Here is a 22,999-nt window from a genome sequence, read left to right as displayed (position 1 = left end):
CCGATCCCTCCGTTTTCGGGGAGCAAACCAAAATGCAAATGTCGGTGATGCAAAGTGAAGACGACGCATTTTTCTATCACCACGGTTTCCTGCTTGATGCCATGCGTGAGGCACTTATCCATGACCTGAAAGTCCATCGTTTTGCCCGTGGAGGAAGTACTATTTCCATGCAAATAGTCAAGAACATATTCCTGAATCGTAAAAAGAATATAGCCCATAAGTTGGAAGAAGCTCTTATCGTATGGTTGATAGAGACCGAACATTTGACCTCAAAATCCCGTATGTACGAAGTTTATTTAAACATCGCAGAATGAGGACCTATGGTTTATGGCATTCAGGAAACCGCCGAATTCTATTTCGACAAACGCCCCTCACAATTAACCATTGAGGAATGTATTTTCCTAGCTTCTATATCATCCCTAAACTGAAATATTTCCGCAGTTCTTTCAACGATGATGGCAAGCTGAAAGAAAACCAGAAAGAATATTTCAAACTAATCACTGAACGACTCGTAAAGAAAGGGATCATCAGTGAAAAACAAGCAATACAGGTAAGGATAGAGAATGTAATATTGAAAGTTGAAAGGGGCAGCAAAAGAGTATTTTAACAATAATGTAGTTTCCTCCCAATAGACAAGCTTCATCATTTCCTTCTACTGCTTTCTGAAGAGCGAGAAGAAGAGCGGGTTGTTGTAGAAGAGCTGTTACTTCTACGTGTACTACCGTTATTTATCTGTCCGTTTCTTGTACCGCCCTGTCTCACATTCTCTCTTTGACTCCGGTTTTCACGCCTGGGAACAGTCACCTCATTTTTTTTATCAGAACGATGAGCCGGTTGATTCGTATTAGAACGATGGTTGGAGCGATTGGTTTCCGGACGTCTGCCAGAATCTGGACGAATATTCACTGATCCGAAATCCGAACGACGGCTGGTATGATAGGATTTATCATTCCGTATCCGAAATGTACCATTATAGGTAGGGTGGTTATGACGCCCACGATAGTAACTTGTATTACGGAAGTCAGTACGATAATGTCCCCCACAATACGTACGATAGTGATAGGGACGTGGAAAGTAGAAATAATTCGGATTTGTGTAATTGATATAAATCCGGAAAGACCAACGGCCACCACTTACATAGATAGGACGAAAGAAATAAGTTGCCCGCATGAAACGAGTATACTGTTTGTTGCTCAAGACCCACCGGAGATCGTCATTACGGATATCCAGATAATCATAATAACGATTCAGCGCCCATTCTTCACCCCGTAGCACATCATCCATCAAATAACGAATACCGACAATGAAATCATAATTAATTTCGTACACATCATTATATTGCTCGGTATTCAGACCTAACTCATAGGCCATTTTATCCGTAAGAAAACGGGTATCTTTACGTACTCTACTGTTACTCATTGCTGCACTGCAAACAGCTGTACTCATCATAGCGGCAAGAAATATAAATAATATTCGTTTCATGATAACATTTTTTATGTTCAACTCTGTTTATCTTCTGTGAATACAAAAATAGGGGAATGATTTCCCCCATTTATCTGTTTCTCTCTATTCTTGGATAGGGATTTCCCTATTCTGCCAGAATAATACCATCTTCCGGCAGAAGTATCAAATGTTTTTTATACAAATCCCCAATAGCTTTTTTAAAAGTCTTTTTACTGACTCCAAACGTTGTATATATCGTCTCAGCAGGACTCTTATCGTTGAGTGATATCCTTCCACCACTCTTACGAATATATGTCAGTAGAGTATCCGAAAAATCTTTTACCTTATCCTGTCCCAGCTTCTGAAGCACCAGATCTATTTTCCCATCATCACGTACCTGTTTGATATATGCTTTCATCGTCATACCCGCATGTAATGGCTGAAAAATTTCACTTTCGTATAGCAAACCGCTATATTGATTTTCTATAATAGCTTTAAAGCCCAAATCGGTCTTCTGCCAAATCAGAATATCGACTTCACATCCCGGTTCATAGGAAGCTTTCTCTTTCGACAGATAACGGTCTACTTTTGCAGAAGCAACAATCCGGTAACTTTCGTTATCTAAATGGACATGAACAACATATTTTTTACCAACCTGCATCTTCATCTTCTGTTCGTTGAAAGGAACAAAAAGATCCTTCATCAATCCCCAATTAAGGAAAGCACCATACTGATTTACCCAGGCAACTTCTAAACAAGCGAATTCCCCCACTTGTGCCAAAGGAGTCAAAGTAGTGGCAACCAGACGTTCCTCATTATCCAGATAGATAAACACGTTCAGTTTATCGCCCGGATTGCAGTCTTCGGGTACATAACGTTGAGGAAGTAATATTTCCCCTTCCTCTCCTCCATCCAAATACATACCAAAATCAACTTCCTTTACGACCTCCAGGGTATTGAATTTTCCTAATTCGATGCTCATATATTTTAGTTTTGGAGCAAAGATAAAGATAAGGAATAACTTTTCAATCTAAAAGATAACTTTTTTCTATGAACAACTCCTCCCAAAAATGGTTATCTTTGTAGCGTAGTAATCAATAAAAGTATTTGATATTCACCTCTAAATATTATAATTATGGAATTTTTGACAAATGAAAAATTAACTATCGTAGGCGCAGCCGGTATGATTGGTTCCAATATGGCACAGACTGCAATCATGATGCATCTGACTCCTAACATCTGCTTGTACGATCCTTATGCTCCCGGATTAGAAGGTGTGGCGGAAGAAATGTTCCATTGCGGTTTCGAAGGTTTGAACCTTACTTTTACTTCTGACATCAAAGAAGCGCTGATCGGTGCCAAATATGTAGTATCTTCCGGTGGCGCTGCCCGCAAAGCCGGCATGACTCGCGAAGACTTGTTAAAAGGCAATGCTGCCATCGCCGAAGAATTCGGTAAAAATGTAAAAGCCTATTGTCCGGACGTAAAACACATAGTTGTCATTTTCAACCCCGCTGACATCACCGGTTTAATTACCTTACTCTATTCAGGTCTAAAACCTTCTCAGGTCACTACACTGGCCGCTCTCGACAGTACGCGTCTACGTAGTGAATTGGCAAAGCATTTCCATATTTCTCCTGACAAAATAGAGAACTGCCGTACGTATGGCGGACATGGAGAACAAATGGCTGTATATGCTTCTACCGCAAAGGTAGATGGCAAACCATTGCTTGACATCATCGGTACCCCTGCTCTTACCAAAGAACAATGGACTGAGATCCAAACAAAAGTAACTAAAGGTGGTGCCAATATCATTACCCTCAGAGGTCGTTCTTCATTCCAAAGCCCTGCATACGTTTCCATCGAAATGATTGCTGCCGCCATGGGTGGAAAGCCATTCCGTTGGCCTGCCGGTACGTATGTACATAGCCATAGCTTCGATCACATTATGATGGCAATGGAAACAGAAATCACTAAAGACGGTGTACATTATAAAGAATTGAAAGGTACTCCTGAAGAGGAAGCCAAACTGAAAGAAAGCTATGCTCATCTCTGTAAGCTGCGTGACGAGGTTATTGGAATGGGGATATTACCTGCAATCAAAGATTGGCACAGTATCAATCCTAATATTGACTAATTATAATTTAACAAACTATATCTATCAATAATATCCCCTTTGTCTTTGTTACAAAAGCCACTAAGGGGATTTTATTTTATTTTTCCACAAAAAGCCTTGTGGTATAAAAAAAACTCTTTATCTTTGCACCCGCAAACGAAAAAGGTGTCATAGCTCAGTTGGTAGAGCAAAGGACTGAAAATCCTTGTGTCCCCGGTTCGATTCCTGGTGACACCACTTGTTAAGAGGTATCGGAATGTAGCGCAGTTGGTAGCGCACTACGTTCGGGACGTAGGGGTCGGGCGTTCGAGTCGCCTCATTCCGACGATGCCAATAAAAAAGAAACTATCTAACAATAAGAGTTAGTTAGTTTCTTTTTTTATATCGTTAACCGTTCTCTGCTCCCCTTCAAAGATCAATATAAAATTCATATAAATTCTTCATTCTCATTAATTTTCGCAACAAGGATTATACTTTTCCAATAGTTTCTCTACCTTTGCAACAATCATATCACACAGAGATTATGAAAATATATTTCATTGCAATACTATCAATAACCTTTCTATTCAGTAGTTGTGGTACAAGTCGCATGACATCGGGTGACCCTGGAGCAGTATTTGCTGGAGCCGCTATAGGTAGTAATGCAGGAGGTGCAATCGGAGGACTCATAGGAGAAGGTAATAGTGGGTGGAGAGGTGGTTATCGCGGTTCTGCTATCGGAACAATTGTTGGAGCCATCGCAGGGGCAGCTATTGGAAATGCGGTCACTACTCCTAAACAACAAGAGGAACATGGTTACCGGATAGAAAGAAGCCAATCTTATCCTCCGCAGGGAAATACGCAACCACTTCGTTCGGCCATAGATCACTTGAAGATACGTAACATCCGATTTATAGATGATAATCGCGACCATATAATCAATTCTGGAGAGAACAGTAAAGTAATTTTCGAAATCATAAATGAGGGGGATCGGACAGCATACAATGTAGTACCAGTAGTAACTGAAACTACAAAAATGAAACGTATCTACATTTCTCCATCCGTTATGATAGAGCAGATTACTCCACAGGATGGCATGAAATATACCGCAAGCATCAATGCCGGAGAACGAATAAAAACAGGAAAAGTTACCATACGTATAGCCATAGCTGACGAATACGGACAAGAGTATGACTGGCAGGAATTTTCACTACATACACAACGGTAAATACTTATATAATTTACCTATAACCACAAATAGAGTCCAAACAACTAATAACCATATCCCCCACTAATCTGTTCAAAAAACGTTACCGTATCACTTATTGGAAATCCCGATGAAACAGATTTCCGGCGTCCAACTTAAATTAGATTTTGAGATTGGGGGTTAGACAATGGAAGAAATTCTCCTATAAATTAGAAGAAGGGGTATAGCAAAAGTTCCTTTTGTCACAACCTTATTCTTTTAAAAAGAATAAAAATTCTACATTTTATGCATATTCTTTCAAAAATAATCGATATTTTTGCACCGTCATAAGAATAATTATACAGAAACATGAAAAAGAAAGCCAATCGATTAGATGCTATCAAAATGATTATTTCGAGCAAAGATGTTAGCTCACAGGAAGAATTGCTACAGGCTTTGGGAAATGAAGGCTTTAATTTGACGCAAGCCACTTTGTCACGTGACCTGAAACAACTAAAAGTTGCCAAAGCCGCCAATATGAACGGAAAATATGTGTATGTATTGCCAAATAACATTATGTACAAGCGTTCTAACGACCAAAGTGCAAGCGAAATGTTGATGACTAGCGGATTTGTTTCGCTTCAGTTTTCCAAAAATATCGCACTCATCCGTACCAGGCCAGGTTACGCCAGCAGTATGGCTTATGACATCGACAATCGCGAGTGTCCCGCTGTATTGGGAACTATTGCTGGAGACGATACCATTATGATGGTATTACACGAAGCAGCTTCACATGAAGAAGTTAAGGATTTTTTAGCACAAATTATCCCGAATATTAAATAAATATATTCTAATTAAAATAAAGAAATGGATTCGAAGCAAATTGATGTGATGGTAGCCGACGCCTCACATGAAGTTTATGTAGATAAAATTTTGGATACCATCCGAGAAGCTGCAAAAGTACGCGGAACGGGCATTGCGGAACGTACACACGAATATGTGGCAACAAAGATGAAAGAAGGAAAGGCTATCATAGCCTTGTGTGGAGATGAGTTTGCTGGTTTCAGCTATATTGAAAGCTGGGGAAACAAACAATATGTAGCTACCTCAGGGCTGATTGTACACCCCGATTTCCGTGGTCTGGGACTGGCGAAACGTATCAAGCAGGCATCCTTCCGTCTGGCACGCCTACGATGGCCCAAAGCTAAAATATTCAGTCTGACTAGTGGTGCAGCAGTAATGAAAATGAATACCGAACTGGGGTATGTTCCGGTAACTTTCAACGAACTGACCGACGATGATTCTTTCTGGAAAGGGTGCGAAGGTTGCATCAATCACGATATACTGGTAGCCAAAAACCGAAAGTTCTGCATCTGCACGGCAATGCTCTACGACCCTAAATTACATGAAGAAGATAAAATTTAAAAACATAAGGATATGGAAAAGAAGAAAAAAGTTGTAGTCGCTTTCAGCGGTGGTCTGGATACTTCATTTACAGTAATGTATCTGGCAAAAGAAAAGGGATATGAGGTTTATGCTGCTTGTGCCAATACAGGTGGTTTCAGTCCCGAACAACTAAGAACAAACGAAGAAAACGCCTATAAGTTAGGGGCGACCCAATACATTACCATCGACGTGACACAGGAATATTACGAAAAAAGCTTGAAATATATGGTATTCGGTAACGTACTGCGTAATGGTACATATCCTATTTCTGTAAGTTCCGAACGAATTTTTCAGGCACTCGCCATCGCCCGCTATGCCAACGAAATTGGTGCGGATGCCATTGCGCATGGTTCAACAGGTGCTGGTAACGATCAAATTCGTTTCGACATGACCTTTCTTGTGATGGCTCCGGGAGTAGAAATCATCACGCTGACACGTGACATGGCATTGAGTCGCCAGGAAGAAATCGACTATCTGAACAAACACGGCTTTGCAGCCGACTTCACCAAACTGAAATATTCTTATAATGTAGGTCTTTGGGGCACTTCCATCTGTGGAGGTGAAATTCTGGACTCTGCACAGGGATTGCCGGAAAGTGCTTATCTGAAACACTGTACCAAAGAAGGTAGCGAACAGTTGCGCCTAACTTTTGAGAGAGGTGAGCTGAAAGCTGTGAATGACGAGAAATTTGAAGATCCTATCAAAGCTATTCAGAAGGTAGAGGAAATTGGTGCCGCATATGGTATCGGCCGCGATATGCATGTAGGTGATACGATTATCGGAATCAAAGGTCGTGTAGGTTTTGAGGCTGCTGCCCCAATGTTGATTATAGGTGCACACAAATTCCTGGAAAAATACACACTAAGTAAGTGGCAGCAATATTGGAAGGATCAAGTAGCCAATTGGTACGGCATGTTCTTGCACGAAAGTCAATATCTGGAACCGGTGATGCGCGACATCGAGGCTATGTTGGAATCTTCTCAACGTAACGTAAACGGTACGGCTATCCTTGAACTCCATCCGCTTTGTTTTTCTACCGTAGGTGTAGAAAGTGCAGATGATCTTGTGAAAAACAAGTTCGGCGAATATGGTGAAATGCAGAAAGGATGGACGGCAGAAGATGCCAAAGGATTTATTAAAGTAACTTCTACAGCACTGCGTGCTTATTACTCAAATCATAAGGACGAGAAAATATGATTAAAGTAGGAATCATCGGTGGAGCTGGATACACGGCAGGCGAATTGATACGCTTACTGATCAACCACCCGGAAGCAGAAATTGCTTTCATCAACAGCTCAAGTAATGCCGGTAATAAAGTCACTGACGTACACGAAGGATTGTACGGCGAAACAGATTTAGTATTCACCAACCAGCTCCCGCTGGATGAAGTCGACGTGCTTTTCTTCTGTACAGCTCATGGTGACACCAAGAAATTCATGGAAAGTCACAATATACCGGAAGAACTGAAAATTATCGACCTTTCTATGGACTATCGCATAGCTTCTCCAGAACATGATTTTATTTACGGTTTACCGGAATTGAACCGTCGGGCTACCTGTAAAGCAAATCATGTTGCCAATCCGGGCTGTTTTGCCACTTGTATCCAGTTGGGGTTATTACCGCTTGCCAAACATCTGATGTTAAATGATGATATCATGGTAAATGCCATCACCGGCAGTACCGGAGCAGGTGTAAAACCGGGATCCACGAGTCATTTCAGTTGGCGTAATAATAATATAAGTGTCTACAAGGCTTTTGAACATCAACATGTACCCGAAATCAAGCAGTCACTCAAACAACTTCAAAACAGCTTCGACTCCGAAATTGATTTTATTCCCTATCGCGGTGACTTCCCCCGCGGCATTTTTGCAACTATTGTAGTAAGAACAAAGGTGGCTCTAGAGGAAATCGTCCGCATGTATGAAGAGTATTACGCAAAAGATTCCTTTACGTTTATTGTAGACAAGAATATCGACTTGAAGCAAGTGGTAAATACCAATAAATGTCTCATCCATTTGGAAAAACACGGTGACAAGTTGCTGATTATTTCTTGTATCGACAATTTGCTGAAAGGAGCCAGCGGACAGGCTGTTCATAACATGAATTTGATGTTTAATTTGGAGGAAACGGTAGGATTACGATTGAAACCATCGGCTTTCTAAAAAACAGACAAATACGAATAAGTTTAACAAAAACATTTTTGTTAAAGCAACATTGACAGGTGCTTTTATCGGAGCAACTGTTTATATAATATGTAAATTCTTTTAGTATGAAATTATTCGACGTATATCCCCTCTTCGACATAAACATTGTCAAAGGAAAGGGTTGCCATGTATGGGACGAAAAGGGTACAGAGTACCTCGACCTTTATGGCGGACATGCGGTTATCTCTATCGGACATGCACATCCGCATTACATAGAGATGATAAGCAAACAAGTAGCAACGTTAGGGTTTTATTCCAACTCTGTCATCAACAAATTGCAACAACAAGTGGCAGAGCGATTGGGAAAAGTCTGCGGTTACGATGACCATTCTTTATTCCTTATTAATAGCGGTGCCGAAGCTAACGAAAACGCTTTGAAACTTTCATCTTTCTATAATGGACGCACACGGGTAGTTTCTTTCTCGAAAGCTTTCCACGGACGTACCTCACTAGCAGTGGAGGTTACCAACAATCCTAAAATCATCGCTCCCATCAACGACTGCGGTCACGTAACGTATCTTCCGTTGAACGATATCGACACCATGAAGGCGGAATTGGCTAAGGGCGATGTGTGTGCAGTGATTATCGAAGGTATTCAGGGTGTAGGCGGTATCCAGCTACCAACAGATGAGTTTATGCAGGCACTGCGTCAGGCTTGTACGGATAACAACACCGTACTGATACTTGACGAAATACAAAGTGGATACGGACGTAGCGGTAAATTCTTCGCTCACCAATACAACGGTATCAAAGCAGATATTATAACTGTTGCCAAAGGTATCGGTAATGGTTTTCCGATGGCAGGGGTACTTATCAGTCCGATGTTCACTCCGGTTTACGGACAGTTGGGAACTACTTTCGGTGGTAATCATCTTGCATGTAGTGCAGCGCTTGCCGTATTGGATGTTATTGAGCAGGAAAATCTTATCGCTAATGCGGCCAAAGTAGGTGAACATCTGATGACAGAGTTGAAAAGGTTCCCGCAAATAAAAGAAGTCCGGGGACGCGGATTGATGATTGGCTTGGAATTTGAAGAGCCCATTAAAGAACTGCGTCTGAGATTATTGAAGGAACAACATGTGTTTACCGGTGTCAGCGGTACAAATGTGCTTCGTTTATTACCGCCGCTCTGTCTCAGTGTGGAAGAAGCAGATACATTCCTTGAACGTTTTCAAAAAGCACTTTAATATTTGACATGTAATCAGCCAGCAAAAGGAACGACCGAAAAAAGAATAATTTTCCATTTCGGTCGTTTTTTATAGAAAATATCTACCTTTGTCTGAAGACAACTTTTTAAATAACAAGATGATATGAAAACAGCAATTATCGGAGCAGGAAATATGGGTGGCTCTATAGCTCGCGGTCTGGCAAAAGGAACAATTATCCCCGCCGGGGATATCATTATCTCTAACCCTTCGCAAGGTAAATTGGATGCACTGAAAGTCGAGTTCCCAGCCATGCAAACCACCAATGACAACCAGGAAGCCGTAACCGGTGCTGAACTTATTATATTGGCAGTCAAACCGTGGCTCATCAAAAATACTCTGCGTGAGTTGAAACTCAAAAGTAAGCAAATTATTATATCTGTGGCTGCAGGTATCAATTTTGAAGAATTGGCACATTATGTAGCCGAACCAGAAATGACGATGTTCCGTATCATTCCCAATACTGCCATCAGCGAAATGGAAAGTATGACTCTCATTGCCAGTCGAAATGCGACTAAAGAGCAAGAACAACTACTGCTTGACATCTTCAACCAGATGGGGTTAGCCATGCTCATCCCCGAAGAAAAGTTTGCAGCTTGTACTTCCATGACTTCCTGTGGTATTGCATATGTACTGAAATACATTCAGGCAGCCATGCAAGCGGGTATTGAACTGGGAATTTATCCCAAAGACGGTATGCGCATGGTGGCACAATCAGTAAAGGGTGCAGCTGAATTGATTCTGAATAATGATACTCATCCCAGCATTGAAATCGATAAGGTATGTACTCCCGGCGGTATCACTATCAAAGGTATTAATGAACTGGAGCATGAAGGATTTGATTCAGCAATTATCAAGGCGATTAAGAAAAGTGTCTGATAATAAAACTCATAAAACATGACATTAAAAATTAAACATTAATCATTAAAAATTATCTTCATGGACGAACAAATCAAACAAATAGCAGAACGTCTGCGTGGATTGCGTGACGTTTTGGAACTGACTGCCGAAGATATCGCCCGCGATTGCGATATTTCCGCTGAAGAGTACCGCCTTGCAGAGACAGGAGATTACGATATCTCCGTCAGCATGTTGCAAAAGATAGCACGTCACTATGGCATTGCTCTTGACGCGCTGATGTTCGGCGAAGAACCGAAAATGAGCTCCTACTTCCTGACACGTGCCGGAAAGGGGACGAGCATTGAACGTACCAAAGCGTACAAGTATCAGTCTCTTGCCGCCGGTTTCATGAACCGTACCGCCGATCCGTTCATTGTTACCGTAGAACCGAAACCGGACGTGCCTATACATTACAATAGCCACAACGGACAGGAATTCAATCTTGTCTTGGAAGGACGAATGTTAATCAGCATCGATGGTAAAGACTTGATTTTAAACGAGGGAGATAGTTTGTACTTCAACTCTAAACTGCCGCATGGCATGAAAGCGCTCGATGGAAAAACAGTTCGTTTCCTTGCCATCATAATGTAAATATAACCTAACAAAGTTATGGTAGAAAGATTTTTATCACAAACGTCCTTCACTTCTCAGAAGGACTTCATCAAGAACTTAAAGATCAACGTACCGGACAATTTCAACTTCGGTTACGATGTAGTAGATGCCTGGGCTGCCGAACAACCCAACAAACCAGCTCTACTCTGGACAAATGATAAAGGTGAACATAAGCAATTTACCTTTGGTGATATGAAACGCTATACGGATATGACGGCTTCGTATTTCCAAAGTCTCGGTATCGGACATGGCGATATGGTGATGCTTATTTTGAAACGCCGTTTCGAGTTCTGGTTCAGCATTATTGCACTGCACAAACTTGGCGCAGTAGTAATTCCTGCAACGCACTTACTGACAAAAAAAGATATTGTGTATCGTTGTAACGCCGCAGACATCAAAATGATTGTCTGTGCCGGTGAGAATGTCATCACTGACCATATCATTGCTGCAATGCCCAATTCTCCTTCTGTGAAAAAACTTATTAGTGTAGGTCCTGAAGTCCCCGAAGGATTTGATGATTTCCATAAAGGTATAGAAGATGCCGCACCTTTCTTAAAACCGGAACATGTCAACAATAACGATGATATTTCTCTGATGTACTTCACCAGTGGAACTACAGGAGAACCGAAAATGGTTGCTCATGATTTTACTTATCCGCTGGGACATATCGTAACCGGAAGTTTCTGGCATAATCTGCACGAAAACAGCCTCCACCTCACTATCGCCGATACTGGTTGGGGAAAAGCCGTATGGGGAAAACTATACGGACAGTGGATTGCCGGTGCCAATGTTTTTGTATATGACCATGAGAAGTTTACTCCAGGTGATATCCTGGAAAAGATACAAAACTATCATGTCACTTCCTTGTGTGCCCCCCCTACCATTTTCCGTTTCCTCATCCATGAAGACTTGACAAAGTACGATCTCTCGTCTTTACAGTATTGTACCATCGCAGGAGAAGCTCTGAATCCCGCCGTATTCGAAACATTCAAGAAATTAACAGGTATTAAACTGATGGAAGGTTTCGGGCAGACGGAAACGACTCTTACTGTAGCCACTATGCCATGGATGGAACCCAAACCGGGTAGTATGGGATTACCGAATCCCCAATATGAAGTAGACCTGATAGATCATGATGGTCGATCGGTAGAAGCCGGCGAACAGGGACAGATTGTAATCCGTACAGATAAAGGTAAGCCTCTTGGTCTGTTCAAAGAATATTATCGGGATGCCAACCGTACGCAAGAGGCTTGGCATGATGGTGTTTACTATACCGGTGACGTAGCTTGGAAAGATGAAGACGGTTATCTCTGGTTTGTAGGACGCGCCGACGATGTAATTAAAAGTAGTGGCTACCGTATCGGTCCGTTTGAAGTAGAAAGTGCGCTGATGACACATCCCGCCGTTGTGGAGTGTGCCATTACTGGTGTTCCCGATGAAATTCGTGGTCAAGTAGTAAAAGCAACTATCGTACTTGCCAAAGGCTACAAAACCCACACCGGAGAAGAGTTAATTAAGGAACTTCAAAATCATGTTAAGAAAGTTACCGCACCATATAAATATCCACGTGTCATTGAGTTCGTAGACGAACTTCCCAAAACAATCAGTGGAAAAATCCGTCGTGTGGAAATTCGTAAAAACGATGAGAAATAAATTCCTTTTTCCTTATTTGCAATATTGTTTCATCTCTTTACACAGATGGAACAATATTGTTATCCTTTGAGATTTTTCTATAACGTTTGCACAAAACACATACTTTTTTGAATAATTAGTATACCTCATATAGAGAGCAAGTCCCTATATTTGCGAATGAAATAAAACAGCAAAATAAACGTATACAATTAAAATTCAAAGCAAATGATTACAAGTAGAAAAATTTCTCAGATTAACGTCTTTGCCGGTAGCCCATGGGAGGCAGAAAGCGTAAAACAATTACTTAAATCTGCATATATCACCGTCTCAGCAGTGGATAAGGGGAGTGACATTCAGCTCTCTGTACCTTGTGAATACTACACCGTTGCCATGCGGATTATCAGTAGCAGAAGAACTCTCTAACAACACCAATACTCCCTGTCATTTTTCATTCTTGAATGGTGGGGAGTATCGGTTTACAACTATAAAGTTCTTTTATAGTATGAGCGATGATTTATTAACATAGCAAATCTATACTTTTTATGTGGATGAAAAGATAAAAAGATTATATTTGTAACATCATTTAAGCTATGTATTAATTCAATAAAGAACAGTACAGCATCATGAGTATTAAAACACGGACATGTAAAGTTACATATCTCTTACTAATTATACTTCTCTTGTCCGACACCATATCTGCACAAAACAAATATATCCACAGAATCGGTATAGAAGGCCGCCCGGGTTATATTTTCCCAACCAGTTCTTTTCTGCGAGGCGATAATAACTTGTGCAAATACTTGCAATCCACTTACTCGGCACACCTGAAGTACTCTTTCCAATTAAAACCGGGTACTGCCGCTGATAAAACTTATGGTGGCGCTTATCAAGGAATAGGTTTAGGTTATTTCGATTTCGGTAATCGTACGGAAATAGGAAACCCTATAGCCCTTTACTTATTTCAGGGAGCACGTATCGCAAAAATCACATCTCACCTTTCACTAAATTACGAATGGGGATTCGGTATGGCTTTCGGTTGGAAATCGTACAATTACTACGAAAATCCCAACAATACCGTTATTGGTTCAAAAATCAATGCTTATCTGAATGCAGGTCTTTATCTAAACTGGATACTTTCTCCACAATTTGATTTAAATGTAGGAGGATCAATGATTCATTTTTCAAATGGTAACACAAAATATCCCAATACCGGTCTGAATACAATAGACTTCAAGATTGGAGTAGTATATAACTTCAACCGTAAGATGGACGAACTGAAGTATCCATCACAACCAATATTAATTCCCGTCTTTCCGCGTCACGTCAGTTATGACCTAACCCTTTTCGGTTCCTGGCGGCGAAAAGCAGTCAATGTTGCAGGAGGACAAATTCCCGCCCCAAGTAAATATACAGTGGCTGGATTCAATTTTGCACCGATGTATAACTTTGGATATAAATTCCGAGCAGGAGTCTCATTAGATGGAGTTTATGATTCTAGTGCTAATCTATACGTAAAAGACTATATCAGTAGTGGAGGTGACAACGAGCAAGAAAAATTCGGCACACCATCTCTCGGCAAACAACTTTCTTTAGGTCTCTCCGCACGTGGAGAGTTTGTCATGCCCTACTTCAGTGTCGGTATCGGTTTCGGCGCTAATATACTCCATGGTGGTGGTGATCTCAAATCGTTCTACCAGATACTGATGCTTAAAATAGACATGAGTCGCAATACCTATCTACATATCGGATATAATCTGAAAGATTTTCATGAACCGAATTACCTGATGTTGGGTATCGGATATCGTTTTAATAATAACCGACCACGACTATTCTGATCATTATTTAAAGGTACTATAAGCAAATAACATAGTATTTGTTCTTAAAGTCTGATAAGTATAGGAATTCCTTAAAGGGATATAAACTCTTTAACAGCTCTTTCCAATCTTTCTAATGTCAATTTTCCTGACTACCTCCAAAGTTGTTCAGCTTTTCTAAAAAGAATAAAAGTAGGAGTACCATCAATCTTATAGAACTCAGCAAGTATACTTTCCTGATCTACATCTACTTGTAAAGCATCAAGCACCCCTTCCATCTCTTTCTTAAACTTCCCTTCCACAGATCGCATACGTTGTCAATGAGGATACCAAATTGCTATATCTCATAAGCTTCTCCTTCATATTATATCTGTACTAGTGCTGTAAAGATAAATAGTAGCCTCAATTAGTGTAGCAAGCAAATACTCTCTCTGCTCTGTAGTAAATTCAAGTATCTGTTCTGAATACTTCTGTTCCTACTCATTAATAACCTTTGATATCCGCTCACAATTAGGACTATTACGCTTAGATTTGTTCTTCTCAAAGTCCCAATACTGAGATTTTACAGAGATACCAAGACTTACATACTTCTTCTTACCACTCATACAAACACGAATCATGAGAGGATACTCACCATTACTAAGACCTTTAATTCTGTAAAACAACACATTAGCTGTAACTTTCATTACAATTTCGGTTTAACCCTTGGTTCAACTCAATAGTATAATTCCTGTTTAAATCCGTACTAATGCAAACATAAATCAGAATAATTCCTATAAAGAAAAAGCTCTGTAAATCAATGATTTACAGAGCTTAACCGAGTACTCGAAGCGGGACTTGAACCCGCACAGCCGCAATGGCCAAAGGATTTTAAGTCCTTCGTGTCTACCATTCCACCATTCGAGCATCCATAAAAGAGAGCGGAAAACGAGACTCGAACTCGCGACCCTAACCTTGGCAAGGTTATGCTCTACCAACTGAGCTATTTCCGCAGGTTTTTGGATAACGGGTGCAAAGATAAATAGTTTCCCTGTTACAGCCAAACTTTTTATCAGAAAAAAGTTAACCAAGCAGCGTCTTTTCCGCTACCTCCATTGTTTCAAAGTTAAATCCGTCTACTACTTTCTGCATCAATGCGGATATTTCGTCGTTACAGAGATTACCGATACTACCCTCATGTGTATGATGCACTTCTTTGCTATGGGAGAAATTTCCTGCCTCAATATCCAATCCGACTTTTTTGTAAGCATCTCGGAAAGGCATTCCCTCACGCGCCAAGCGATTGACTTCTTCCACACTGAAAATAAGCAGATATTTATCGTCATCAAGAATATGCTCATTCACCTTAATTTCATTCATTATATAAGTAGTCATTTGCAAGCAATCCTTCAATTCCTGAAAAGCTGGTAAAAAAACTTCTTTAATAATCTGCAAATCACGAAAATAACCAGAAGGCAAATTATTCGCAATCATCATAATCTGTTGCGGCAAAGATTGAAGTTTGTTACATTTAGCACGGGTCAGTTCAAAAACATCCGGATTTTTCTTGTGCGGCATAATACTGGAACCTGTAGTACAATCATCAGGCAGTTTCACAAAACCAAAATTTTGGCTATTGAACATACAAGCATCAAAAGCTAATTTAGAAATAGTACCGGCAATCGTTGCCAATGCAAAAGCTACATTACGTTCCATCTTACCACGCCCCATCTGAGCATATACAACATTGTAGTTCATAGAATCGAAACCTAACAGCTTAGTGGTCATTGTACGATTCAACGGGAAAGAAGAACCATATCCAGCAGCAGAACCCAACGGATTACGATTACACATCTTAAAAGCAGCTTGCAAAAAAAGCATATCGTCTACCAGACTCTCAGCATATGCACCAAACCAAAGACCGAAAGAAGACGGCATAGCTATCTGCAAATGAGTATATCCCGGCATCAATACATTCTTATAGCGTTCACTCTGTATCACCAGTACATGAAAAAGGTGTTCCACAGCTTCAGCTATTTCTTTTATCTGCGTACGGGTAAAAAGCTTCAAATCCAATAGAACCTGATCATTACGCGAACGCCCACTATGAATTTTCTTACCTACATTACCTAACTTACGTGTCAACATCAGCTCCACTTGCGAATGGACATCTTCTATTCCATCCTCTATAACAAACTCGCCCTTTTCAGCAGTAACATATATATTTTTAAGTTCGGCAAGCAACAGGGCCAATTCCTCACTTGTCAACAGACCGATACTTTCCAGCATCGTGATATGTGCCATGGAACCCAACACATCATGTTTTGCCAAATAAAGATCCATTTCACGGTCACGTCCTACCGTAAAGCGATCTATATCTTCATTTACCTGAACGGATTTTTCCCAAAGTTTCATAATCAATGTTTAATGATGAATATTTTTACGATGAATGACAATGATAAACGACTCTATATTAATAATTAATCATCGACAACGTTTCCGCCATCTTCTCAAGCCCCTCTTGCAAAGGCTTTTGTACCATTGTCTTCATAAACGGATTTAGTTCCATACCAATAGTGAGCTTCATTTTACATTCACTCTCTGTAACCGGCACTATCTGTATCCACAGATTGAAGGGCAACGGTGAAGTAGTCGTTGCAAACTTGATACATTTACAGGGTTCTTTCTCTATAATCTGTAATACAATCTTTCCCACCGGAGGTACTTCTATCGACAGACTTTCCGCATCGAAACTTAAATTCTTCACCTTATCTTGCGGTAAATGATCTTTCACCTTCTCCAGATTATTTAGGTCAGAAAGTTTCCCATAAACAGCTGTTTGAGAAGCAGGTATCATCTTCACAGCACTTTCAAATTTCGTCATAATTCAATGGTCTTTAAAAGACAAAAAGAACTATTCGGACAGTAACTATCCGAATGGCTCTTTTGTCATATTATATCATTTATAAAGTAAATCTTATTTTCCGGCATCCCAATGTGCAGGGTCTTTACGCCATTCGTTCAGCGTCGCCACATCTTCCTCTTCTATATACCCTGTACGAAGTGCAACTTCCATCACAGCCTCATAATTAGTCAGAGTTACCAAAGGAACTTTTGCATCCTTAAACGCTTTTTCCGCAACAGGAAATCCGTATGTGTAAGCAGCAACCATACCAATAACCTCACAACCATCCCGCCGAATAGCTTCAACAGCTTTCAAACTACTTCCACCCGTAGAAATCAAATCTTCCACCACGACCACCTTCATACCTGGACGAAGCTCACCTTCAATCAGATTTTCTAATCCATGATCCTTTGGAGTAGAACGAACGTATACAAAAGGCAAATTCAACGCATCAGCGACCAACGCCCCCTGAGGAATAGCTCCCGTAGCCACACCAGCAATAGCATCCACCTGCCCAAAACGTTCCAAAACCAAACGCGTAATTTCAAGTTTCACAAAATTACGAAGGGAAGGATATGAAAGGGTTTTACGGTTATCACAATAAAACGGAGATTTCCATCCGGAAGCCCAAGTAAAAGGATTAGCCGGCTGTAGTTTAATCGCTTTTATCTTCAACAACTTTTCTGCAAACAATCTTTCTAAAGTTTTCATAGCAAAACTAACTATTATGATAAATATGGCACAAAAATACAGAAACGGAATGAGAATAAAAAAAGAAAGCGAATAATTTTTATTCAGGGTAATCATTTTCGTCAGAAAGCTCAAGACAATGACGAATATCTTTCATTTCAAATCCTCTGCTGAGCGCAAAGCGTATTAATTTTCCATTCAATTCATATTCATTTTCCGCATGGACACTTTTCCGTTTGGTCATCAACAAACCACGCAAAATAGAAAGGTATTCCTCACCTTCTATCTCATTAAGAAACTGCATATAAGTGCTCTGGGATATTTTTTTCAATTGAAGAGCCTGACCAATTTTCACCTTCCCCCACTTGGCAAAACGGTATTTATCACTGATAAAAGCACGGCAAAAACGTTCTTCATCAATATATTTTTCTTGTTCCAAATGATTAAGGATACGATTGATAGCATCATATGGAATTCCCCAACGCTGTAATTTCTCTGTCACTTCCGCCCGGCAATGTTCCGCAGTGGAACAATATGCCGCTACACGACTTAAAGCATCTGATTCGGTAATTTCTGTCATCGTTCTGCAATTACAATCCGGTCGTTCCCGGAAATATCTTTTAATATCCGGAGATTACTGTATCCCTGCTCACGCAACATCGAGGCGGTTTCTTCTCCGAAAGCACGGTTAATTTCAAAATAAAGTTTACCACCGGGAACAAGCAACGTCCTACCCAATTCCGCAATACGGCGATAAAAAAGAAGAGGGTCATTATCAGGAACAAATAATGCCAAAGAAGGTTCCCAATCTAACACATTTCGTTCCATTTCACATTTCTCCCGCTCCAACACATAAGGAGGGTTACTGACTATCACATCATAACATTCCTCCGGCAAAGGCTGACAACCAAGTACATCATGCAAAACAAACCGTACATTACTCTTTAAAGCGACATTATTTTCACGCGCCACATCGAGCGCCTTTTCCGATATGTCCCAGGCTGTGACTTTAGCCTTGGGCAATTCCTTCGACAAAGAAACCGCGATACAGCCGCTTCCTGTCCCGATATCCAAGATACGAACATCCGCTTGAATTTCTTTCAGCATCAATTCCACCAACTCTTCCGTTTCCGGACGAGGTATCAACACTCCAGGAGCCACCTTGAACTCACGTCCCAAAAAATGTGCAATGCCTTGTACATATTGTATCGGCTCAAAATTACGCAATCTTTGCATAATGCCCTCTAGTTCATCAGCTTGTTTTGAAGATAAAATAATATCTTTGCCCAGATAATAATCCACCGTGCTCTGCCCCAGCAACTCACAACAGACAATGCGTGCAAGACAAGCAGCCTCTGTTGTAGAGTAGTACTGCTCCAAGTCATAGCGGATATCACAGATAGCTGTATTCATCGGAATATTTTTTTCGAACTGCAAAATTAACAAAAAGTATCGGAATACGCTACAAGTCAAATAAGGATATAAACGAACCTTATTAAAAAAGAAACAACTAAAAGAACAAAATATTATGAAGAGTGAAGAAGAAAAATACATGCAACGCTGCATCCAATTAGCACAAAACGGACTATGTAACGCGGCTCCTAACCCTATGGTAGGTGCAGTTATTGTATGTGACGGAAAAATTATCGGCGAGGGATATCACATACGTTGCGGTGAAGCACATGCAGAAGTAAATGCCATCCGTTCCGTAAAAGATGCGTCTTTATTAAAACGTTCTACAATTTATGTCAGTCTGGAACCTTGTTCCCATCATGGCAAAACACCCCCCTGCGCCGATCTTATCATAGCAAAGCAGATACCACGTATCGTCATCGGTTGCCAGGATCCTTTTTCCAAAGTTGCAGGACGAGGTATTCAAAAATTAAGAAATGCAGGCCGCGAGGTTATAATTGGTGTACTGGAACCAGAATGCCAGAACCTCATCCGCCGGTTCATTACCTTTCATACCCTACACCGCCCCTATATCACTTTAAAATGGGCTGAATCGGTAGATGGATATATAGATATTTACAGAAAAGACGGCAATCCTGTCGTACTGTCCAGCCCTCTGACATCCATGCTGGTACACAAAAGAAGGGCAGAACACAGTGCCATCATGATAGGTACAAATACCGCACAGCTGGATAATCCCACCCTGACTGTACGCCAATGGTACGGACACAATCCAGTACGTATTGTTTTAGACAGGAACCAATCGCTATCTCCTGAACTTCATTTATTCGATGGTAACGTACCTACGCTTGTATTCACAGAAAAAGCACATGCATCGTACCCCAATCTGGATTTTATCCCGATAAACTACCGGCAAGACATACTGCCCCAAATTATGGTAGTCCTTTATGAACGTGGTCTGCAATCCCTTCTCGTGGAAGGTGGCAGCACATTGTTACAATCATTTATCGATGCCGACTTATGGGATGAGATTTTCATTGAGAAATGTCCTCAAACATTACATTCCGGTGTTAAATCACCTGAAATGAACAATAAAATACCTTATGACACCGAGTTATCTTTCGACCGGGCTTTTCGACATTACACAACTGCAAAATTAGGCTAACAGCCTAATTTCACAGCCTTTTAATCGAGAAAAACGGGCATATTATCTATAATTTTATATAAAACTTCCTCTTAAAGCTGTTTATAGAAAAAAATGTTCCTATTTTTGCAACTTGTAAATAAACACTAACTTTCAAATGAGAATAAAGTTTTTATCTGTAATCGTAAGTTTCCTGTTTGTATCGCTTGCAATAAGCTCATGCCTTGACTCTGACGATTCTTCATACGAATTAAGCTCTGATGCAACCGTACATGCTTTTGGTCTTGACACCATATATGGCAAACATTACACATTCACGATAGATCAGCTTAGAAGAGTGATTTATAACCGCGATTCTTTACCCATAGGAGCTGACACTATCATCAATCACATACTGATTGATACGTTTACCGTCAGCGGATGGGTCACAGCCGGTATCAACGATACTATCTTTGATTATACAAAAGACTCTGTAGACTTCGCTCCTATCGTAAACAAACAAGAAGGAATGAAGTTCAAGGTACATGCACCGGACGGTACATACCGTGAATATACAGTTCAAATCAACCGACATAATCAAGACCCTGATTCATTGGTATGGAAAGAAATGGAGGTATATTCTGAAAACAAGATTACGGGTAAACAAAGAGCCGTTATCCTGAATAATGACTTATGGGTATATACTAACACTAACCAAGCATATAAAACCTCCACCGAAGCAGGCAGATACGGATGGCAACCCGTAAACCTTATCGATTATCCATCGGATGCCGATCCGGAGTCTGTGGTTAATTTCAAGAAAAAGGTAAACAGCCTGACAAATGAGGTCAGTCAAATTCTTTATATAGTTACTGAAGGCAAGAAAGTATATCAGTCTATCGACGGAGAAACATGGGCAGAAGTAACAGCTTTAGGAAATAATATCGAAGCATTAATCGCCAGTCTTACGGGCACACTCACCGGTATAACGTCGGAGGGATATTTCTGTACCAGCAACGACGGTGAGACCTGGAACAGAAATGATAAAGACGAGATTATATTGACTGAGGTACCTCAAGATTTCCCAAGAAAGAATATATACGCCGCACAATTTAGTACATCCAATAGCATGCCGCAAGTCATGGTAGTAGGAACCCCAAGCGCAAGTGCCAAGTTAACGATTCCATGGTTCCATATGGAAGGGGATGGTTGGGCAGACATGTCATCAACATCTTACGATGCCTATTGTCCGGTAATGCCTAATCCTGCAGGTATGTATTATGGCGGTAAGTTCTATATTTTTGGTAGTAAAGAAGTTAATAAGCTTGATGCTATTTATTCTTCTATTACCGGTATCGCCTGGTATAAGACAGAAAAGAAATTTTTATTACCGGAAGATTTCGAAAAGATAACGTCCCCCTATTCTATAACTATAGACAACCAAAATTATATTTGGGTAATATTTGGCGGTGATTTAAAGGCGAATGCTGTTTGGCGTGGCCGTCTCAATAGATTAGGCTTCGATATACAATAAATTATTTTATTACTTCATATATATAATAATGTGGAAGTAACAAATAACACTCATACAGAAGTGTAAGTATAAAAAGATGTTAGATACAGAACAAATCGATTTAAGCCGGATTCCCCAACATGTGGCGATTATCATGGATGGCAACGGACGATGGGCAAAGCAACGTGGACACGAACGCAGCTATGGACATCAAGCCGGTGCTGAAACTGTGCATATCATTGCTGAAGAAGCAGCCAAATTGGGAATTAAATATCTGACTTTATATACGTTCTCTACCGAGAATTGGAATCGCCCATCCGAAGAAGTAGCAGCATTGATGGCGCTTCTTTTCGATTCCATTGAAGAAGAAACGTTTATGAAGAACAATATCAGTTTCCGGATAATCGGCGACATAGACAAATTGCCGGCCAATGTACAAAAAAGGTTACAAACTTGCATAGAGCATACATCCGTAAACACGGGGATGTGTCTGATACTGGCACTTAGTTACTCCTCTCGTTGGGAAATAACAGAAGCAGTACGGCAAATTGCAACATTGGTGCAGAAAGGAGAGCTGAAACCGGAACAGATTGACAGCAAACTGGTTTCACAACATCTTACTACAAATTTCATGCCCGACCCGGACTTATTGATCCGTACCGGCGGGGAAATTCGCCTAAGTAATTATCTGCTTTGGCAATGTGCCTATTCAGAGCTATATTTCTGCGACACCTATTGGCCGGACTTCCACGAAGAAGAACTCCGGAAAGCCATTTGTGATTATCAGAAACGTGAGCGTAGATTCGGCAAAACCAGTGAACAAATCAGTTAAATTCTAA

23 protein-coding genes, 4 tRNA genes and 2 pseudogenes are annotated in these 22,999 nt (G+C 40.6%); 18 read left to right on the top strand and 11 right to left on the bottom strand.

What is annotated here, in order from left to right:
- Window positions 1-32: 32 nt before the first annotated feature.
- A pseudogene (locus DXC10_RS03580) lies at window positions 33-607 on the top strand (biosynthetic peptidoglycan transglycosylase); the annotation flags it as partial.
- Between the two features lie 35 nt (window positions 608-642).
- Here DXC10_RS03580 and DXC10_RS03575 read toward each other — a convergent pair.
- Window positions 643-1,482, bottom strand: a complete 840-nt coding sequence (locus DXC10_RS03575; RefSeq protein ID WP_101542456.1) for a hypothetical protein — start codon at window positions 1,480-1,482, stop codon at window positions 643-645.
- A gap of 106 nt (window positions 1,483-1,588) precedes the next feature.
- Complete coding sequence (locus tag DXC10_RS03570) at window positions 1,589-2,425, bottom strand: S1 RNA-binding domain-containing protein (RefSeq protein ID WP_117737328.1); 837 nt, start codon at window positions 2,423-2,425, stop codon at window positions 1,589-1,591.
- 153 nt (window positions 2,426-2,578) lie between these two features.
- Here DXC10_RS03570 and DXC10_RS03565 point away from each other — a divergent pair, with 153 nt between their 5' ends.
- The 14 genes from DXC10_RS03565 to DXC10_RS03500 all read left to right on the top strand — a co-directional run bounded on the left by DXC10_RS03565 (window position 2,579) and on the right by DXC10_RS03500 (window position 14,558).
- Window positions 2,579-3,580, top strand: coding sequence for a malate dehydrogenase (locus DXC10_RS03565; RefSeq protein ID WP_101542342.1), 1,002 nt, complete (start codon window positions 2,579-2,581; stop codon window positions 3,578-3,580).
- Between the two features lie 143 nt (window positions 3,581-3,723).
- Window positions 3,724-3,796: transfer RNA gene (locus DXC10_RS03560), tRNA-Phe, on the top strand.
- 15 nt (window positions 3,797-3,811) lie between these two features.
- Window positions 3,812-3,884, top strand: a tRNA-Pro gene (locus DXC10_RS03555).
- A 198-nt stretch (window positions 3,885-4,082) separates the two neighbouring features.
- The gene (locus DXC10_RS03550) at window positions 4,083-4,766 is read left to right on the top strand and encodes a glycine zipper family protein (protein ID WP_101542341.1); all 684 of its coding nucleotides are present in this window, start codon (window positions 4,083-4,085) and stop codon (window positions 4,764-4,766) included.
- A 327-nt stretch (window positions 4,767-5,093) separates the two neighbouring features.
- Window positions 5,094-5,567 carry an arginine repressor gene (locus DXC10_RS03545; protein WP_101542340.1) on the top strand — a complete coding sequence of 158 codons (474 nt, stop codon included), beginning with the start codon at window positions 5,094-5,096 and terminating at the stop codon, window positions 5,565-5,567.
- Window positions 5,568-5,591: 24 nt separating this feature from the next.
- Entirely contained in the window at window positions 5,592-6,149 is a 558-nt protein-coding gene (locus DXC10_RS03540; protein ID WP_101542339.1) for a GNAT family N-acetyltransferase, read from the top strand.
- A 12-nt stretch (window positions 6,150-6,161) separates the two neighbouring features.
- Window positions 6,162-7,367, top strand: coding sequence for an argininosuccinate synthase (locus tag DXC10_RS03535; protein ID WP_101542338.1), 1,206 nt, complete (start codon window positions 6,162-6,164; stop codon window positions 7,365-7,367).
- Window positions 7,364-8,332: an N-acetyl-gamma-glutamyl-phosphate reductase gene (gene argC, locus DXC10_RS03530; RefSeq protein WP_101542337.1), complete on the top strand. Its 969-nt coding sequence runs from the start codon at window positions 7,364-7,366 to the stop codon at window positions 8,330-8,332. Before DXC10_RS03535 ends, argC begins: the two co-directional genes overlap by 4 nt.
- Window positions 8,333-8,439: 107 nt before the next feature.
- On the top strand, window positions 8,440-9,561 hold the full coding sequence (locus DXC10_RS03525; protein WP_101542336.1) for an aspartate aminotransferase family protein: 1,122 nt from the start codon (window positions 8,440-8,442) through the stop codon (window positions 9,559-9,561).
- A gap of 123 nt (window positions 9,562-9,684) precedes the next feature.
- Window positions 9,685-10,458 carry a pyrroline-5-carboxylate reductase gene (gene proC / locus DXC10_RS03520; RefSeq protein WP_101542335.1) on the top strand — a complete coding sequence of 258 codons (774 nt, stop codon included), beginning with the start codon at window positions 9,685-9,687 and terminating at the stop codon, window positions 10,456-10,458.
- A gap of 60 nt (window positions 10,459-10,518) precedes the next feature.
- On the top strand, window positions 10,519-11,070 hold the full coding sequence (locus tag DXC10_RS03515; protein WP_101542334.1) for a helix-turn-helix domain-containing protein: 552 nt from the start codon (window positions 10,519-10,521) through the stop codon (window positions 11,068-11,070).
- Window positions 11,071-11,088: 18 nt separating this feature from the next.
- Window positions 11,089-12,744: an AMP-binding protein gene (locus tag DXC10_RS03510; RefSeq protein ID WP_101542333.1), complete on the top strand. Its 1,656-nt coding sequence runs from the start codon at window positions 11,089-11,091 to the stop codon at window positions 12,742-12,744.
- Between the two features lie 204 nt (window positions 12,745-12,948).
- Window positions 12,949-13,146, top strand: a complete 198-nt coding sequence (locus DXC10_RS03505) for a DUF2007-related protein (protein WP_101542332.1) — start codon at window positions 12,949-12,951, stop codon at window positions 13,144-13,146.
- 200 nt (window positions 13,147-13,346) lie between these two features.
- Window positions 13,347-14,558, top strand: a complete 1,212-nt coding sequence (locus DXC10_RS03500) for an acyloxyacyl hydrolase (protein ID WP_101542331.1) — start codon at window positions 13,347-13,349, stop codon at window positions 14,556-14,558.
- 131 nt (window positions 14,559-14,689) lie between these two features.
- Here DXC10_RS03500 and DXC10_RS03495 read toward each other — a convergent pair.
- The 9 genes and pseudogenes from DXC10_RS03495 to prmC form a co-directional block, all read right to left on the bottom strand.
- Window positions 14,690-14,875: pseudogene (locus DXC10_RS03495) on the bottom strand (thioredoxin domain-containing protein); the annotation flags it as partial.
- A gap of 138 nt (window positions 14,876-15,013) precedes the next feature.
- Window positions 15,014-15,223, bottom strand: coding sequence for an Arm DNA-binding domain-containing protein (locus tag DXC10_RS16620; RefSeq protein WP_255419771.1), 210 nt, complete (start codon window positions 15,221-15,223; stop codon window positions 15,014-15,016).
- Window positions 15,224-15,359: 136 nt separating this feature from the next.
- Window positions 15,360-15,443: transfer RNA gene (locus DXC10_RS03485), tRNA-Leu, on the bottom strand.
- 13 nt (window positions 15,444-15,456) lie between these two features.
- Window positions 15,457-15,529, bottom strand: a tRNA-Gly gene (locus DXC10_RS03480).
- A 70-nt stretch (window positions 15,530-15,599) separates the two neighbouring features.
- Window positions 15,600-16,937 (bottom strand): argininosuccinate lyase, encoded by a 1,338-nt coding sequence (gene argH / locus DXC10_RS03475; protein WP_101542329.1) that lies wholly within the window; start codon window positions 16,935-16,937, stop codon window positions 15,600-15,602.
- A gap of 52 nt (window positions 16,938-16,989) precedes the next feature.
- On the bottom strand, window positions 16,990-17,400 hold the full coding sequence (locus tag DXC10_RS03470; protein WP_101542328.1) for a polyketide cyclase: 411 nt from the start codon (window positions 17,398-17,400) through the stop codon (window positions 16,990-16,992).
- Between the two features lie 93 nt (window positions 17,401-17,493).
- On the bottom strand, window positions 17,494-18,132 hold the full coding sequence (gene pyrE / locus DXC10_RS03465) for an orotate phosphoribosyltransferase (RefSeq protein ID WP_101542455.1): 639 nt from the start codon (window positions 18,130-18,132) through the stop codon (window positions 17,494-17,496).
- Window positions 18,133-18,211: 79 nt separating this feature from the next.
- On the bottom strand, window positions 18,212-18,691 hold the full coding sequence (locus DXC10_RS03460; protein WP_117737327.1) for a regulatory protein RecX: 480 nt from the start codon (window positions 18,689-18,691) through the stop codon (window positions 18,212-18,214).
- The gene (gene prmC, locus DXC10_RS03455; RefSeq protein WP_101542454.1) at window positions 18,688-19,524 is read right to left on the bottom strand and encodes a peptide chain release factor N(5)-glutamine methyltransferase; all 837 of its coding nucleotides are present in this window, start codon (window positions 19,522-19,524) and stop codon (window positions 18,688-18,690) included. Before prmC ends, DXC10_RS03460 begins: the two co-directional genes overlap by 4 nt.
- A gap of 115 nt (window positions 19,525-19,639) precedes the next feature.
- Between prmC and ribD the strand changes: the two genes are divergently transcribed.
- The 3 genes from ribD (at window position 19,640) to DXC10_RS03440 (ending at window position 22,992) form a co-directional block, all read left to right on the top strand.
- The gene (gene ribD, locus DXC10_RS03450; RefSeq protein WP_101542326.1) at window positions 19,640-20,689 is read left to right on the top strand and encodes a bifunctional diaminohydroxyphosphoribosylaminopyrimidine deaminase/5-amino-6-(5-phosphoribosylamino)uracil reductase RibD; all 1,050 of its coding nucleotides are present in this window, start codon (window positions 19,640-19,642) and stop codon (window positions 20,687-20,689) included.
- 136 nt (window positions 20,690-20,825) lie between these two features.
- A complete protein-coding gene (locus DXC10_RS03445; protein WP_101542325.1) occupies window positions 20,826-22,181 on the top strand; it encodes a DUF6242 domain-containing protein in 1,356 nt (451 codons plus the stop codon).
- A gap of 76 nt (window positions 22,182-22,257) precedes the next feature.
- Window positions 22,258-22,992 carry an isoprenyl transferase gene (locus DXC10_RS03440; protein WP_101542324.1) on the top strand — a complete coding sequence of 245 codons (735 nt, stop codon included), beginning with the start codon at window positions 22,258-22,260 and terminating at the stop codon, window positions 22,990-22,992.
- The last annotated feature ends 7 nt before the right edge of the window (window positions 22,993-22,999 follow it).

The organism is Bacteroides sp. OM08-11, assembly GCF_003438665.1.
GTDB lineage: Bacteria > Bacteroidota > Bacteroidia > Bacteroidales > Bacteroidaceae > Bacteroides > Bacteroides cutis.
Note: the sequence above shows the minus strand (reverse complement) of the source record. Positions and strands in the feature narration are given on the sequence as shown.